Origin of the sequence: Aneurinibacillus aneurinilyticus ATCC 12856, assembly GCF_000466385.1 — a bacterium.
GTDB classification, from domain to species: Bacteria; Bacillota; Bacilli; order Aneurinibacillales; family Aneurinibacillaceae; genus Aneurinibacillus; species Aneurinibacillus aneurinilyticus.
Genome location: NZ_KE952648.1, coordinates 15,165 through 31,229, shown reverse-complemented (window position 1 = coordinate 31,229; position 16,065 = coordinate 15,165). Strand labels below are relative to the sequence as shown.

The following is a 16,065-nucleotide window of genomic DNA, read 5'->3' as shown; positions in this document are numbered from 1 at the left end:
GATAAGAGGATGTTGGCAAGTGGCTTTTTTTATGTCCGAAAAGGCTACACAAAATTAATTGCCAAACACTACATTTTTAGATTGCCACAAACATGTATGAATACCGGATTTGATCAATAAATTCTCGAAGTGTAAAATGATATCTAAATTAAGTTCTCTAGATTCATGTTCTAGTGACTATTACATCATCAACATTCTCCATATCGCAAATAATACAGAAAAATCAAGGATTGCGACCATTTGGCTGCAATCCTTGATTACTTAATTGGCATGATTTGCTAACATTTTGCTAACCATCTATTTAATCTTTAATACATAAGCCTATATTCTTACTATATCTTATATTTTATTGACACTTTTGGCATAAAGTGCAATAGTTAAAATATAGTTATCGTTTATTTCTTTTAGTAAACATCTATAAATGAATCTTTAACATCAATGAACGAGTCGCGGTTATCTATAAATGACTCTAGAGAAAGTTGAGTTGGCTCATTCACAATTACCGGAATATCCTCAAGTTCTTCTATTACGGAACGTGCTATAGCCTCTGCAAGTAAGCATGGTACAGCATTACCGATTTGTTTATATATAGATGACTTACTACCTAGGAAAATATAATTTTCAGGAAATGATTGGAGCAATGCAGCTTCTTTAATAGTTAGTCTTCTTAATCTAGAAGGTGCTTCACAATAAGTTGGTTCTATACGCTTATCAAGTAATGCTTTATGATATTCAACTATCCAATCATCTTCTGCATAATTATATAATAAGGCCTCATCTATTATGGGGGTTTTATTCCCTCCCATTGATGCAGGAAGAGTATTTGACAAATCATCTAGTTTTAATGGTCTTCCCATCCCATTAAAAATCATGCCTGCATACGGTGACTTTCTCATTACTGGTTTTGTTGCTAATGTAATTTTTGCTGTACAAGTCTGAGGATTATTATCTGTACCTGCTGGTCCTAAATGCATAATTGTTTCCCGAACTGATTTTGCTTTTTGCTTTTTTTGTTCAATTCTAGATTGAAAAGCTTGAGGGTCTAACACTTTATTTAAAAAACCTACAAAGAAAACCCGTTCACGTTTTTGTGGGACACCGTAGTGCGATGAATTTAATACATAAGGGTAGCAACTATATCCCATATCATTAGATAGTTTTATAATTCTTTCCCTTATATTTTTCCATTTTTCGAGTGTTGCCAGCGCTTTAACATTCTCCATTACAAAAGCTCTGGGACGCACGAGTTTTACTACATCTAAAAATGACCATACTAAAGTACTTCGTTCATCATCAGGATTCATCTTTCCAGCTACGGAAAATCCTTGGCAAGGAGGACCTCCAAAAATAATATCTATATTTTTAAACTCTTTTAATTCACTATATACATCTCGGATATCACCTAGTTTAAATTTTGTTTCTGGATTATTAGCTTGGTAAGTAGCAGATGCATATTTATCTATCTCATTAGCACATAGAACCTTTACACCTGCATTCTTAAATCCTACATCCATGCCACCAGCACCTGAAAATAGGGATATACCAGTATAAATTTTTTTCATAGCTTAACCTCTTTACACAGTAATTTATATAGTTTTAATTTATGGTTATTCATAATAATATAACTCTCCTATCATATCACAAAAATACATGAATAAAGGCGGTCTATAGTATGGAACAAGTTACCATTAACCACGAAAAAGCCAAGCTAGTATTAGAGCAGGCTTTTAAAACTGCTAATTCTGGGGATTATACTCCTAGCTCTAAATTTGCTGATGCTATCCATACTGTTTTATTTAATACACACTTAACTTTTAAATATATTTTGGTTAACGCATTATTAGCTAAAGCTTCTTTTCCACAAATAAATCCTATATGTTTACAGAAAAAATCTACACTTAGCGGTGCTTATGATGCTAGGTCCCTTTGTCATAAAGTATTAGTTCCTTTTGAACGGAACAACCTAAATGGAGCATTAGGAAATTCAAATGAGCCTTTTTTAAATAAGCCTGCACGTTTTACTGAATTAAGCCCAAAAAATGCAGTACGCAAAGGTAGAGATAGTATGTTACTAAATCTTCTTTGTGATTTTTTACCTCAGATTAATTCACAAAATGAAGCTTTTCATTCTTTAACAGACGCATTATTTTATGCATTACAATTGGCTAAAAATAAACAACAAAAATTTAATTTTACATCAATAAAAACACCTACTTATACCGACATAGAAATTTTTATTAAAGAACTCTTGGAAGAATCTTATGGTGGAGAATGTCTAGCTTTAGCCATAGGCACTTTATTAAAACTTAAATCCGAAACGATAATTGGTGAAAATAGAGTCGAAGTACATGTTGTTAACCAGTCAGGTGCTTCTTCTAAAGAAGTAAACGATATCGATGTATACCATGAAGATGAAATTTTATATACAATTGAAGCCAAAGATAAACATTACTCACAACAAGATGTAGAACATGCAGTGAGAAAGACAGCCGAAGCTGGATGCGATAGACTAACTTTTATAACAGGACCACGTGCTAAATTTGATGGTTCTCACACACCGTTAGTTTTAAGCGCCTCCAAATTAGGAGTTTATCTTACATTTACAAGTTACGAAGCTTTCACAAAAAACATCTTATCTTTAATTTTACCGAAAACAGCTAATGATTTCTTCAAACTATTGATGCATACATGCGATGAAGCAAGAGTAAAAGAAGAAACGCTCAATCACGTAATCAAAACAGCACGTAACCATCAGTTAATCGAATAACATAAGCAAAATGTAAAAACTCTAGCTAACACAAGCTAGAGTTTTTCAGATTCTCACCTTGGCAAAAATATTATTTATCATTTTTGCTGTCTCGTGTTTCATTTCCATGTCTATATGAGCATAAATATTAGCCGTAGTACTCAAGTCGGAGTGTCCAAGCCAAACCTGAATATCCTTCAAACTAACTCCATGTTTTAAAAGATAGCTTGCTATACTGTGTCGTAAATCATGAAAACGAATATGAGGCATATTATTCTTCTTAAGTATTTCTTTAAACTTCCGACTTAAATATTCAACTTTTAACGGGCTACCGTCATCTAAACAACATACATATCCTAAATCGTTGTAGTTACTTCCATAAAATAGTTTTTTATGTTTTTGTTTTAAAATTACCTCTTTCAAATAGCTTCTAATATTACTCATTAAAGGCAAGATTCTAAAACTACTTTCACTTTTAGGTCCTTTAGTAACTATATTTCTCCCATACTTTACTCTTGTTTCTTTAATAATAATTGTGCCTTGATTAAAATCGATTGCATCCCACTTTAGTCCAAGAATTTCTCCTCGTCTTAAACCATAATGAGCAGCAATATAAACGGCTGATTCAATATTGGTTCCCAAGCATATATCGAATAGTTTTTGGAGCTGTTCAACAGTATAATAATTAGTTCGATACGCTTCCTTTTTCGGTAAAACAACCTTATCAGCAGGATTAATAGAAATTAAGTTCATTCTTACTGCATGATCTAAAGCCTTTTTTATATTCGCATGATGTTTTCTTAATGTATTTGATGATAATCCTTTTTCGTTTTTATTTCCTCGATATTTTTCATCGTAGTATTTTTGTAAATGGACTGGCTGCAAATCCTGTAACAAAATATCATGCAATTGACTCCTAAAATAGGGAATTATATGTTTTGTAATGACTAATTCGTAACTTTCCCAGGTCGTTTCTTCTACACTGTTAACTATAACGTGATTTAACCAATCCATTAACAATTGGGTAAACGTTATTTTTTCTGAAAGTATTAATTGATGTTTATCTACTTTTGTCAGGATGTCACGTAATACTTTCTCAGCATCTGACTTTCGTTCACATTTAGTATTAATCCATTTTTGTTTTCTTTTCGAATTTCCCGTTTTTATATCTACGATAGCATACCAGTACTTACCTCGTTTTTTTAAGCTACCTCTCATAATTAGACCTCCAAACAGATAAGATTTTCCTGTCATAAAAACGAATAAAAGCTAAAGAAAGGTTGTCCCTCTTTAGCTTTTATTAACAAGTAGTTTCCTTGGATTCTTCTTATTTGCTTCTTTAATCAAATTAAATATCTTGCAAATATATATGGTATTGTTTATAACATCTTAACAATATGTGCCACTAGTCGAAGGTTATGCTCAATCAACATATTCCGCGCATACTTATCTCCCTTCGTCATCAGCTCCAGGTACTTATTCTCTTCTTCTTCGCTCAATGGCTGTGGAAACGCGTTGTTTTTAATATACGACACAAACAGCATGAGATCTTTGAAAAACATCGTTACTACCGCTAGCAAGCCTGCCATTACGGTCACCCCCGGATGATTTTCGCCTTATCTTCAAGGTATGAGGTGATCGCCTACTGTGTGCCTGTACGGTTACTCTGGATGAGCCTATTTTTTATCGACTAAAGAAAAAGATTCTTGTCAACTGCATAATAAGCAATAAAACAGCCAGGTCTGCCTTTTGAGCAAACCTGGCTGTTTTATTGCTACTTACTTTACAATTCGGAAATAAAAATCAAGCGTCTCGTCCAAAATGCTTGCAACCAACTGGATGAAGTCAGAATAATCTTCTGTAACATGCGATTCATCCAACGCTTTGTAGTAATCGAGCCTTTTTTCCTTTTGGATAACAATTGGAGCATATCCTGATTTCATGAGTTCCAGGTTTAGCAACAACCGCGCTGTCCGACCGTTTCCATCAATGAATGGATGAATCTTAACAAAAATGCTGTGCAGCATAGCTGCTCGTACAGCCGGATGCAACTCCTGTGCCTCTCCCTGATACCATTCCATCATCTCACGCATCTGCTCCGGAACCTGCAGGACATCTGGTGGGATATGCCGTGCACCGCTGATCAAGACATTTTCTCTTCGATACGTTCCCGCATTGTTTTGATCAATCCCCTTCAAAACAATTCCATGCAAATTCTTGATATGCCATTCTGAAAGCTGTTCTTTATTCCGCACCATGTCCTCTAAATAAAAAATAGCTTCCCGGTGGTTAATGACTTCCAGATGCTCACGAAGCGTCTTACCGCCAACTGTAATGCCTTCTAGCACGACTTTCGTTTCGGAAAGAGTCAGTGTGTTTCCTTCAATAGCATTGGAATGATATGTCCATTCTACAATTAAGTGTTCTCGAATCGTTTTTACGGTATGGGGTGAGAAAGGTCTTTTTTGATCCAGTATCTTTTTCTTTTCATCAATCTGATTTAATAAAGGTATGTCCAATGCAATCCTCCGTTCCTTGGATATGACACTCCTGTTTTATTGTATTTCATTATATCTGGAAACAGACAAACAAAAAAGCTATCGAACTTTTTCTAAATCATTAGCTCCTTCACATATCCCTGTGAATGCGCCCTGCACTCCGGCAGAAGAAAGGCCAGCGGGTGCTTTTCCGACCACTCCCGCTCACCGCCCTTCCTTTTTTTCTTACCTCCCACCACAAACATATGTCGATTTATCAAATCGGATATATATAACAAAAAACTGATGCTCTTTTACTGTTTGCTGTTATCGTGAATCAGAAGAAGTGTAAAAACCTAAGATTAACAAATAATAAAGTAAAACTTCCATCAGCATCTAAAAAACGGCAAAGGAGGGAATGAACATGAGAAATATGCAAGAACAATCGGCTCAACATTTTAACCAATTGCCTCTTGTCATGGTATTAATCTCAGGAGCATTCGTAGCCATTCTAAATCAGACACTGTTAGCTACAGCCCTGCCGCATATCATGAGGGATTTGAATCTTTCCGCAAATACGGCGCAATGGCTAACGACCGCTTTTATGCTTGTCAATGGTGTAATGATACCCATTACCGCTTTTTTAATTGAACGGTTTACCACAAGACAAATGTTTCTTTCCGCTATGAGCATTTTTGCCTTGGGTACGCTTATCTGCGGAATTGCACCTGCCTATCCGGTTTTACTATTGGGCAGAGTTATTCAGGCGGCTGGCGCAGGCATCATGATGCCATTAATGCAAACCGTGTTATTTATAATTTATCCTGTCGAAGAGCGTGGGAAGGCTATGGGCATGTTCGGATTGGTCATCGCTTTTGCGCCAGCAATCGGTCCGACTCTTTCCGGTTGGATCGTAGATTATTATCCATGGCGTGTCCTCTTTTTTGTTATTTTACCAATTGCTCTGATTGTCCTCATCGTTACATACTTTATGTTGAAAAATGTAACTGAACGAACATTTCCCAGGCTGGACATTTTATCTGTTATTTTGTCCTCATTAGGCTTTGGCGGCCTGTTATATGGGTTTAGTAGCGCAGGGAACAGCGGCTGGGGAAGCAGCGAAGTAGTTATAACTATGATTGTCGGCACCGTTTCACTTAGTTTATTTATATGGCGACAATTCATGTTAGCCCAGCCGATTCTTGAGTTCAGGGTATTTACATACAAGGTTTTTACGCTTACGACCATAATCGGAATTGTCGTTTTTGTTTCCATGATTGGCGGAGCGACTATCCTTCCGATTTACATGCAGAATATGCATCACTTTACAGCCGTACAATCAGGAATGATGCTTTTGCCTGGGGCACTTCTAACAGGGATTATATCGCCGGTTACGGGGCGAATTTTTGATAAGGTAGGAGCAAGATGGTTGGCTATACTTGGTTTAACCACTGTAACGATAACAACGTTCATGTTTACTGATTTGACCTCCACTACTTCGTTCGCCTATTTAACTACAGTAAACACGATACGAATGATTGGGGTTGCAATGGTTATGATGCCGGTTACGACGGCGGGATTGAATGAACTACCCCAAAAATTAATACCGCATGGTACGGCAATGAACAACACACTACGGCAAGTAGCAGGCTCAATCGGAACGGCCCTGCTTATTACAATTATGACAAACAGCGCATTGGATACCCCTTCAGAGGCAGGTGCAGAAGGTATGATTTACGGTGTTAATATGTCATTTACAGTTGCCGCATTCATATCCGCCATTGGCGTGGTGTTGTCGTTCTTTATTAAATCAAAGCAAAGGAAAGACACAAGAGGTGAGGAAAGAGAAATCATTAGGGGGAAAAGAAAAGCGCTCACCTAAAAAAAGACAGGCTCGCTACTTTAACCATATAGCGGGCCTGTCCTGCTTCAAGCTCTTCTCGCTTACTCGTTCTTGCTTTCATGTAAAACCAGTCTGGGATTCTCCGGTTTTGTCTCATTAATTTTTATATTTTTAGTGACTAAGCTGACCACTACCATCACGATGATATTTACCAGAAGTGCAATGTATCCTGTATTAATATCCTGAATGGCTCGGGAAGCATATGGCAATAGTGTGCCTATTGTTTTTTTGGTTACAGTCATATATAAAACCATAAGCTCTCCTGCAATAATTCCCGCAAATGCTCCATACTTATTCACAAAATTATTTTTAACAAAGCTGAAAAACAACGCAGGAGCAAGCTGAATAATTAATCCGTATGACATAATGTTCAGTATCGCAAGGGCATCACTGCCATTAACCGTAAAGTATAGGGAAATAGCCGATAAGAGTAAAATGAACCCTTTGGAAGTGAATGATAGCTGCCTTTCGGTTGCTGATGGAACAATCACCTTATATAGGTTCTGCGTGAGGCCGATGGAGGTTGACATAAGCATAACAGAAGCTGGAACAAGAGCCGTCAATAACCCGGCAGCTCCAATAAAGCCAACAATCCACGGATCGAACGTTTGTGTTGCAAGCTTTAATAACGATAAATCACCCTCCCCTCCTTGCAAGCCAGGAATTTGCACAACAGCCGCATAGCCAATGAAAAAAACAAATAGCAACAAAATGGTATATAGCGGTAGAAGAATTGCGTTCTTGCGAATTGCTTTCTCACCTTTCGCCGTCAATACAACCATAAAAGAAGTAGGCATGATATAAAATCCTATCGCATTCAACAAAACGGTCGAGATGAACCACGAAGTACTTAATCCCTGATCTGGCAATGTAAGAAGTTCAGGCTTCACATGATGGACAGCCTCAAACATAGGCTGAATCCCGCCAAAATAATGAAACGGAATGTATAAACCTAAAAAGACGACGACAATCAAAATCATGAAGTCCTTAATAACGGAAGTCCAGGCCGATCCGTGAATGCCGGATACCATAACATAAATCGTAACGACCAAAGCTCCAATGCAACTGGCCGCTGTCTGTGAAATAGCTCCGTACGAACTTTGTGAGACGATAATTCCCAATCCTTTAAATTGAATAATGATATTCGGAACGAGAGCCAAACAGCCTACAATAGCAACAAGGACACCCAAGTAAGGGCTTCTGTACTTGGTCGCAAAAAAGTCAGGCTGTGACAGCAACTTGTTGTCTTTCGCGTATCTCCAAATTTTAGGCGCCAGCCAATAGGATAATACATACGCCAGAAAAATATAGGAAGGAACATAATAGGCGGCCGCCCCTTTAGAGTACGCCCACCCACTTCCGCCCAAGAAGGTAAAAGTTGTATATACCTCTCCGGCTATAAGTAAAAAGATGAACAACGTACCGAAGCCGCGGCCACCAACGGCCCATTGCTCCATATTCATTTTCTTTCCCTGTTTTGCCTGTATGCCTAAATACAGAGCCAGACATAGGAAAATGAAAATGATCAATAGGGATATATTCATTCTGCATCGCCCCCCTTATTGTCAGGATCGAATCGATAAATAACCGTTAAAATGATGGAGGACAGCACCATCCATGCTACAATCCAGAAAAGAAGGAAAGGCAGCCCAAGTATGTAGGGCTCAACTCTGTTCGCTAACGGCAGAAAAAGCAGCATCCCTACAAAAGGCAGCCAGAGCAACAGTTTAATGTTCTTCATTATATTCCCCCCAATAACCGCCATATAATGAGTAGAGCAAGCATATGACTTTGTCCTCTTAAGTTTAGAGGCGGGTTGCTTACTGCTCGTTAAACGCGGGATAAAAACAGGCACAACTTCTTTCCAGTATCGCAAAATGAAGCACAGAGGAAAGAAGCTGTCCCTCGCCATTATAAAATAGTACACAATACATCCGATCTTAACAATAAAGTATACCTTCCAGCAGCTTTTAGTTTTTCATCCCTTACTAATTATTCATCCTTCAGAAAATGGAGTGCAGAGAGCGCATAAAGACGGGTCGTCTCCACAAGCTCATCAATGTCGACGTACTCATCTGCATGATGAGGAATATGCCTGTCTCCGGCTCCCGTAGTGACGATTGGAATACCAGCCTTGTGCAAAAACGTGCCATCCGTTGCACCCGGCACTCCGTTATAGATCGGATCTTTTTTCGTAATGGAGCGATAAGATTCAGCAACTGCCCGCACAATCGGATCTTCCTGTGATGTTAGCGTCCACGGCCTCTCTTCAATGACTTCAAGCGTTGCTTTAAAATCTTTATCTTCGCGGGACAACTCGGTCAAGATGTCCTCCATCTGCTGTCTCAGCACCGCATGCTCCTGTCCGGGAACTGTTCGTATGTCAAGCGTTGTCATGCATTGAGACGGTACAACGTTGATTTGTGGCTCTCCTTTTACCGGTCCCCGAAGAATGGTTGGGGTAATGCTCGGCCACCCCAGCATCGGATGCTCACCCAACCTTTCTTTTTCTTTTCTCTCCAGCTCGTCGAGTGCGACAACAATGCGGGCCATCCTTGTATTTGGGTTAATGCCAGTAAGCGGCATCGCACCGTGCGCCATTTTACCATATACATTGATTATGGCACGCATGGCACCCTTTTGCGTAATGCAGATTTGATTTTCTTCCGGTTCGCAAATAATTGCGCCGTCCACACCGTTTGCCCAACCGCGGCGGATGAATTCCTTAATGCCTATCATCATCCCTTCTTCATCGCAAGGAATGCAAAGAATAATTTTGCCGCTGAAATCGAGCTTGGAACGTTGAATCGCCTTTACCGCACAAATGGCTGCTGCCAGGTTCCCTTTCGTATCACATGAACCGCGACCATAAATACGGCCGCCTTGTATCGTGCCGCCGAACGGATCATAGCTCCACAGGTCATGGTCGCCTTCTGTTACTACATCTGTGTGCCCCTCAAATAAAATGGTTTTCCCCGGCCTCCCGCTATCGTAAATAGCAATAACATTCGGACGCCCAGGCACCACTTCTTCAAACTGCACAGAAAAGCCAGTCTCGCGTAAATAATCGACAACATAGCGGGCCACCTTCTCCTCATTCCCATCGGGAACTCCCGGACGATATACACTCGGAATCTGAATAAGACGCTGGGTTAACGATACAACCTCTTTTTCCTCAACATAGGATGTCACCTGTTCCATAGACATATGTTCACGCTCCTCTACATTTTTTGTGACGCTGCCAATAACCGGTGTCCAGTTCACCATTTCCGCATGTGCCGCTACAAACTAGATTCCTCTGCCCCCGTCTACGTTTAGCACTTCACCCGTAACTTTCGCCGCCAGATCGCTGCACAAATACAGTGCAGCGTTTGCGATGTCTTGCGCTTCGATGAGCGTTCCAAGCGGCACGCTGTTAATAAAAATCTCTTTCGTATCCTTTTCGATTTGCTCAGCATCCCCGTTCATAAAACGACTGAGCATCGGCGTATCGGCAGGGCCTGGATTAATGGCATTCACCCGAATCTTATGAGGCGCTAGTTCAATGGCGAGTGCCTTTGTAAGCATGATGGCCGCCCCTTTTGAAGCACAGTACGCATGCAATCCCGGTCGGGCCCGTATTCCCGCGATGGAAGCCGTATTTACAATAACGCCGCCGCTTTTTTTCATATGGGGAACGACATGCTTTGCAGTTAAAAAAATTGATTTCGCATTCACATCCATCATGCGATCCCATGTCTCATCTTCCGTTTCTTCAATCGGGGTAAATGCCAGTGGCACCCCGGCATTATTAACAAGTATGTCAATTCGGCCAAATCGATTGATAGTCTCCCTTACCATCCGTTTTACATCTTCCGCTTCCGCAACGTTCCCCTGTATCGGAAAAGCTCTCGGGCCAATATGATCTGACGTTTGCCGTGCAGCCTCCTCATCGATATCCGCTACGACAACATGTGCCCCCTGTTCCGCAAATAACAGCGAAACGGCCCGGCCCATCCCAGAACCTCCTCCCGTAACGATGGCTACTTTATCTTCCAGCAGCATCCAATCCACCTCCATTTATGGTTATAGATTCAGAACGACCATTCGGAGTTCCGTCATTTCTTCTACCGCATAGCGCGGTCCCTCTTTACCCAGACCGCTATTCTTGATACCACCGTACGGCATCACATCGTTTCGGTATGTGGAAACATCATTAATAATAACTCCACCATATTCAAGCTTACGTGCTCCTTGCATTGCAATGTTCAGGTCTGAAGTGAACAGTCCGGCTTGCAATCCGTACGCTGAATTATTCGCTATCGTAAATGCTTCTTCAATCGTTTCGTATGGCGAGATGGTAACGACCGGTGCGAACACCTCCAGACAATTCACCTTCATTTCGGGTCTGGTCTTCGCTAATACTGTAGGATACATCATGGCGCCTTCCCTTTTGCCTCCATATAATAGCTCCGCACCCTCGCTCAATGCTTCATGTACCCATTCTTCGGCCCGAATCGCCTCCTTCTCGCTAATCATAGGGCCGACATCTGTCGCCGGATCTTCCGGATCTCCCACCACGAGTTGTTGAACATGTGCAAGATATTTATTCGTAAACTCCTGAAGCACATCCTTCTGGACGAAAATACGCTGAACAGCAATGCATGCCTGTCCGGCATTATGAAAGCTTCTTGCCGCGAGCGCTCCCGCCGCTTTTCCTAAGTCCGCATCACTGTGCACAATATTCGGTGAATTATTGCCAAGTTCTAGTGTTACGGGGCGTAACCCACTTCTCTCCTTAATACGAGCCCCGACCGCCTCCGATCCTGTAAACGTATACATAGCAATACGTGGATCATCAAGCATCCACTCCCCTGCTTCAGCACCACCTGTTATGATATTGACATAGCCCTGCGGCAGCCCTGCCTCTTCCAAAATTTCTACTAATTGAAAGGATGCGATCGGAGTATTCGGGGCCGGCTTTAACACAACGGTATTTCCGGCAGCGATAGCCGGAGCCACCTTATGCGTGCTGAGCAAGAGCGGGTAATTAAACGGAGTAATTGCACCGATGACACCCCGTGGGACACGAATGGCGAAGCCTATGCGATTTTCCGCTCCTTCCGTCGCATGAAGGGGAACCATCTCACCGGAGATGCGCTTAGCCTCTTCTGCGGACAACCGTAGTGTATTAATAACACGATCCAGCTCTCCCTTCGCATCTTTGCGCGGTTTGCCTACCTCCCGGCACAACGAGCGCTCCAGTTCTTCCCTTCTCTGTTCCGCAATGGATGAAGCTTTCAATAATATTTCATACCGCTCGTATGGAGCAAGTGTACTGTCTCTGAATGTTTGCAGTGCACAGCTTACTGCTTCTTCTACATGGCATTGTTCCGCCCAGGCGATAGAAGCGATTTGCTCACCCGTGTATTTATGAAAAACAGGTACTATTTTATTGGTTTCAACACGTTTTCCGCCGATATACAGTGGATACATATCTGTATTCATTGCCATGTTGCTTTCCATACGTACATCCTCCTCTACGCTTTCTCGATCATCCTATTGATGATAGCGTCTCCAAGTTGCAAAGTAGTTGCACTCCCGCCAATATCCGGCGTACGAATACTTCCTTCTTCCAGCACGTCTTCAATCGCCTCCAGGAGCAGGCGACCAAGGTCACGATGTCCCAGATGATCCATCATCATGCTTATGCTCCATATTTGTGCGATCGGATTGGCAATTCCTTTACCTGCAATATCCGGGGCTGAGCCATGAATTGGCTCAAACATGGACGGATATTCTTTTTCCGGGTTAATATTGCCGGAAGGTGCCAGACCAAGTCCCCCGACAATCGCGGCGCCTAAATCCGTCAAAATATCGCCAAATAAATTACTCGCGACCACAACATCGAACGTTTCCGGTTTACTGATGAAATAGGCAGCCAATGCATCAATATGGTATAGGTTTGTTTCCATGTGCGGATAATGCTGTCCGATTTCCTTGAATATCTCATCCCAGAATGGCATTGAGTGATTGATTCCGTTTGATTTGGTTGCTCCGATGACCCGGCTTTTGCCCGACTCTTCAGCAAGTGAAAACGCATAACGGATAATCCGTTCCGTACCGAAGCGCGTGAATACATTATTCTGTATCGCTATTTCATAAGGGGTCCCACGATGAAGCCTCCCCCCCATATCGGAATATTCACCTTCCGTATTCTCGCGAACAATCACAAAATCCAAATCCGCATGCTCTTTATACCTGAGAGGACTTACCATGCCACGCAGCAATTTGGCCGGACGCATATTGACATATTGCTGAAAGCGGCGACGAATCGGAAGAATAAGCTCCCACACCGATACATAATCCGGAACACCTGGAGCACCGATGGCACCAAGCAAAATCACGTCATGCTCAGCTAGAATGTCTAACCCGTTCTCCGGCATCATTCTCCCATTTTTCTTGTAATAGTCACAGTTCCAATTATATGAATGAATATCGAATGACACGCCGCCATGAATTTTCTCGAGTGCTTGAAGAGCCTTCAGTCCTTCCTTCATTACTTCCGGACCAATTCCGTCACCTGGAATAACCCCTACCGAATAAAATTTCATCTCTACTTCTCCTTTATAAGCTGATTCATCACTTTTATAATTGCAATAATAATGCCAATTAAAAATTTTCTGAATCAACTGCTTATAGTGAGGTTGGATGTAAAATATCTTACCATAAATGTTGCAATAGTTGATACATGTTGTTGCATACGCAACTTTACTCTAATTCGTATTTTTTAAGCTTACGCCATAAGGTTGTCCGATCTATTCCTAGGGCTTTAGCAGCTTCCGACTTGTTTCCATTCGTATATTGCAGCGCCGACAGAAGTGCCGTTTTTTCATTTTCCTCCACGCTTCCCTTGTTGTGTTTGTTAGATTTTTGCATAAGCTTTCTCAAGAAAAATGAAATATCTTCTTCACCAAGACGTTCCCCCTCACATAAAAGGACCATTCGTTCAACTACATTGCGTAGCTCCCGAATATTACCTGGCCAGTCATACTGTCCAAACCACGTATAAATCACCTCATCCACCTCAGCTATATTCTTGTCCGACCTCTCACCCGTTTCCTTCATTATGTGTTTCAGCAGCTCAGGAATGTCTTCAAGTCTATCCCTTAAAGGTGGTAGCTCAAGCGTCAAAACATTAATGCGATAATAAAGATCAGAACGAAACTGCTTATTTTCGATAGATTCCTCAAGATTTCGATTCGTGGCAGCAACAATCCGTACATCCACCGGAATCATCTTCTCCCCACCGATACGCCGCACTCTTTTCTCTTGCAGCACCCGCAGTAACATTGCCTGGATCGGCAGCGACATTTCGCCGATTTCATCAAGAAACAGTGTTCCACCATGTGCCTGTTCAAAAAGTCCAGACTTTCCCCCTCTTCTGGCACCCGTGAAGGCTCCCTCTTCATATCCGAACAATTCGCTTTCCAGCAAATTTCCCGGAAGCGCTGCACAATTTATTGCAACAAAAGGGCCTGCAGCACGTGAGCTCGCAAGATGGATACCCTGTGCAAACAGTTCTTTTCCGGTACCAGATTCACCCGTAATTAAAATGGTCGCAGCTGTCTTTGCAAAAGCTGCAGCCAACTTCTTCGCTTCACTCATTGCTTCGGAGCTGCCAACGATATCCTGTAGCCTGTAACGGGCCTCCAACCCGCTTTCATTGAATGTTTTTCGAATATGCATTTCGAGCTTTTGAATGTCTGTAATTTCTTTGAATGTAGAAACCGCACCCATGATTTGCCCATCCATGACAATCGGTAACCGATTAATGAGAATCTGTCGGTTTAAAATAGTAGCAATATCTCCGAGCTCCGTTTTTCCGGTTGATAAAATACGCAGCATATCAGAATTAGGAATAAACATTGATATTTTCTTGCCAACAATGTTGTCAGGCAAACCAAGAATTTCGCGTGCGTTGCGGTTGACAAACATAATATTCGCTTCTTTGTCGACGGCGATTACTCCGTCATGCGAGGCATCAATAATAGCCTGCGTATAATTTGGCTTCATTGGTTGCATCCGGTATCACCTGCCTGATGTGTTTTATCGGATTGTTCTATCCTGGTCTAACGGCTCATAATCCTCCCAATATATGCAACAAACTACCAACGGAGAAGAAAGACCCCACCGATGGAAGTTGTACTTTATTATACTACGGGACGCATGCACAGACAGGATACACCCGGGAAAAGATATAAAAATAGCCTTCCTCTCGTTTTGCCAGGCAAAAAAGGAAGGCCTTTTACTGACTATCCAGAGCTAAGAGCATGCACTCCGCCTAAAGTCGCTCTTAGCCATTGTGCTAAAGTGGACAAATATGCATACGCCGTCCACAACCTCAATAATCCAAATAGTATGCCAAAATTTTTGAACCTCAAAACGACGAAAGCCCTACCTCTCTTCCATCCTTGCGGCTCCGAAGACCGCGCCAGTGTGAATTGCGTTAACAAAAATAAAAGCCAATACTTATTATCATCGATTTCCTACAAACTTATACATGGAAGTTTTAAAGAATAAGAAAAGAAACGATAAGAGGTAATGCACTGATTCGTAGAGGAAAAAGTATCCTTTACAAAAGAAAAGATTTTTTACTTATGGAGGAATTACCATTATACATCATAAAGAAGTAAAAGTAAACATTCATTTCAAGGGTGTTGATTATCCAGTATGATCCAGAGTGGATCGTCATCACACCGTGCCTCAAACGGGCGTCGGTTCGTCTCCCGCACAGAAGCGTAGAGGGCGTCGGTTCGTCTCCCACACCCAAGCTCAGAGGGCCGCTTTTTGCCTCGGCCAGGCGAAAAAGGACAGCACACGCTTGTGGTGGGAGGTAAAAAAAGGGGACGGGCGGTGGTCGGAAAAAGACACGCCCATCCTTCTTTTGCCGGAGTGCA

14 protein-coding genes and 1 pseudogene are annotated in these 16,065 nt (G+C 41.6%); 3 read left to right on the top strand and 12 right to left on the bottom strand.

What is annotated here, in order from left to right; translation table 11 throughout:
• Window positions 1-404: 404 nt before the first annotated feature.
• Entirely contained in the window at window positions 405-1,562 is a 1,158-nt protein-coding gene (locus HMPREF0083_RS00285) for a DNA cytosine methyltransferase (protein WP_021618868.1), read from the bottom strand.
• A 110-nt stretch (window positions 1,563-1,672) separates the two neighbouring features.
• On the opposite strand from HMPREF0083_RS00285, the gene HMPREF0083_RS00280 reads away from it, so the two are divergent.
• On the top strand, window positions 1,673-2,767 hold the full coding sequence (locus HMPREF0083_RS00280; protein WP_021618867.1) for a restriction endonuclease, SacI family: 1,095 nt from the start codon (window positions 1,673-1,675) through the stop codon (window positions 2,765-2,767).
• Between the two features lie 45 nt (window positions 2,768-2,812).
• Here the strand turns inward: HMPREF0083_RS00280 and HMPREF0083_RS00275 are convergent, their stop codons facing one another.
• The 3 genes and pseudogenes from HMPREF0083_RS00275 to HMPREF0083_RS00265 form a co-directional block, all read right to left on the bottom strand.
• Window positions 2,813-3,964 carry a tyrosine-type recombinase/integrase gene (locus HMPREF0083_RS00275; RefSeq protein ID WP_040300971.1) on the bottom strand — a complete coding sequence of 384 codons (1,152 nt, stop codon included), beginning with the start codon at window positions 3,962-3,964 and terminating at the stop codon, window positions 2,813-2,815.
• A gap of 170 nt (window positions 3,965-4,134) precedes the next feature.
• Window positions 4,135-4,335 (bottom strand): annotated as a pseudogene (locus tag HMPREF0083_RS00270) (RNA polymerase subunit sigma-70); the annotation flags it as partial.
• A gap of 189 nt (window positions 4,336-4,524) precedes the next feature.
• Window positions 4,525-5,265, bottom strand: a complete 741-nt coding sequence (locus HMPREF0083_RS00265; protein WP_021618864.1) for a Fic family protein — start codon at window positions 5,263-5,265, stop codon at window positions 4,525-4,527.
• Window positions 5,266-5,647: 382 nt separating this feature from the next.
• Here HMPREF0083_RS00265 and HMPREF0083_RS00260 point away from each other — a divergent pair, with 382 nt between their 5' ends.
• Window positions 5,648-7,105, top strand: coding sequence for a DHA2 family efflux MFS transporter permease subunit (locus tag HMPREF0083_RS00260; RefSeq protein ID WP_148315809.1), 1,458 nt, complete (start codon window positions 5,648-5,650; stop codon window positions 7,103-7,105).
• On the opposite strand, the gene HMPREF0083_RS30005 is transcribed toward HMPREF0083_RS00260, so the two are convergent.
• The 8 genes from HMPREF0083_RS30005 to HMPREF0083_RS00225 form a co-directional block, all read right to left on the bottom strand.
• Window positions 7,098-7,223 (bottom strand): hypothetical protein, encoded by a 126-nt coding sequence (locus HMPREF0083_RS30005; protein WP_370952322.1) that lies wholly within the window; start codon window positions 7,221-7,223, stop codon window positions 7,098-7,100. The two genes, HMPREF0083_RS00260 and HMPREF0083_RS30005, sit on opposite strands and share 8 nt — an antisense overlap.
• Window positions 7,168-8,670 carry a sodium:solute symporter family protein gene (locus HMPREF0083_RS00255; protein WP_021618861.1) on the bottom strand — a complete coding sequence of 501 codons (1,503 nt, stop codon included), beginning with the start codon at window positions 8,668-8,670 and terminating at the stop codon, window positions 7,168-7,170. Before HMPREF0083_RS00255 ends, HMPREF0083_RS30005 begins: the two co-directional genes overlap by 56 nt.
• Window positions 8,667-8,867 carry a DUF3311 domain-containing protein gene (locus tag HMPREF0083_RS00250; protein ID WP_040300970.1) on the bottom strand — a complete coding sequence of 67 codons (201 nt, stop codon included), beginning with the start codon at window positions 8,865-8,867 and terminating at the stop codon, window positions 8,667-8,669. The genes HMPREF0083_RS00255 and HMPREF0083_RS00250 overlap by 4 nt, the downstream gene beginning before the upstream one ends.
• Window positions 8,868-9,118: 251 nt before the next feature.
• The gene (locus HMPREF0083_RS00245; protein WP_040300978.1) at window positions 9,119-10,327 is read right to left on the bottom strand and encodes a M20 family metallopeptidase; all 1,209 of its coding nucleotides are present in this window, start codon (window positions 10,325-10,327) and stop codon (window positions 9,119-9,121) included.
• Window positions 10,328-10,414: 87 nt separating this feature from the next.
• Window positions 10,415-11,170, bottom strand: coding sequence for an SDR family oxidoreductase (locus tag HMPREF0083_RS00240; RefSeq protein ID WP_040300969.1), 756 nt, complete (start codon window positions 11,168-11,170; stop codon window positions 10,415-10,417).
• A 21-nt stretch (window positions 11,171-11,191) separates the two neighbouring features.
• Entirely contained in the window at window positions 11,192-12,631 is a 1,440-nt protein-coding gene (locus HMPREF0083_RS00235) for an aldehyde dehydrogenase family protein (protein ID WP_021618857.1), read from the bottom strand.
• A 14-nt stretch (window positions 12,632-12,645) separates the two neighbouring features.
• A complete protein-coding gene (locus tag HMPREF0083_RS00230) occupies window positions 12,646-13,719 on the bottom strand; it encodes a tartrate dehydrogenase (RefSeq protein WP_040300968.1) in 1,074 nt (357 codons plus the stop codon).
• Window positions 13,720-13,876: 157 nt separating this feature from the next.
• The gene (locus HMPREF0083_RS00225; RefSeq protein WP_021618855.1) at window positions 13,877-15,190 is read right to left on the bottom strand and encodes a sigma-54 interaction domain-containing protein; all 1,314 of its coding nucleotides are present in this window, start codon (window positions 15,188-15,190) and stop codon (window positions 13,877-13,879) included.
• 111 nt (window positions 15,191-15,301) lie between these two features.
• Here HMPREF0083_RS00225 and HMPREF0083_RS00220 point away from each other — a divergent pair, with 111 nt between their 5' ends.
• On the top strand, window positions 15,302-15,688 hold the full coding sequence (locus tag HMPREF0083_RS00220) for a hypothetical protein (protein WP_021618854.1): 387 nt from the start codon (window positions 15,302-15,304) through the stop codon (window positions 15,686-15,688).
• Window positions 15,689-16,065: the final 377 nt, after the last annotated feature.